This window comes from Pseudomonas sp. 2822-15, from assembly GCF_002742515.1.
GTDB classification, from domain to species: Bacteria; Pseudomonadota; Gammaproteobacteria; order Pseudomonadales; family Pseudomonadaceae; genus Aquipseudomonas; species Aquipseudomonas salomonii.
Map to the genome: position 1 here is coordinate 1 of NZ_LJRY01000416.1, position 276 is coordinate 276.

The following is a 276-nucleotide window of genomic DNA, read 5'->3' on the forward strand; positions in this document are numbered from 1 at the left end:
GAAGTATTATCAACTGCCTCAGTGGCTCTTTACAAACGAAAAATACAAGGATTTGAGCAACAATGCACGCATTGCTTATGCACTATTAAAGGACCGCAATCGCTACTCTATCAAGAATCATTGGTTTGATGCAGACGGCAATATTTATTTTATTTTCACTAATAAGACATTAGCAGATATGCTAAACGTCACTGAACGAACTATTACGTCCGTTAAGAAAGAATTAGTGACTCACAGACTTCTTTACATTAAGAAGATGGGTTTTGACAATAAGAT

1 protein-coding gene is annotated in these 276 nt (G+C 35.5%); it reads left to right on the top strand.

The window, feature by feature from the left end:
* The coding region (locus AOA59_RS31260; RefSeq protein WP_178076324.1) for a replication initiator protein A at positions 1-276 on the top strand (276 nt) is incomplete at both ends.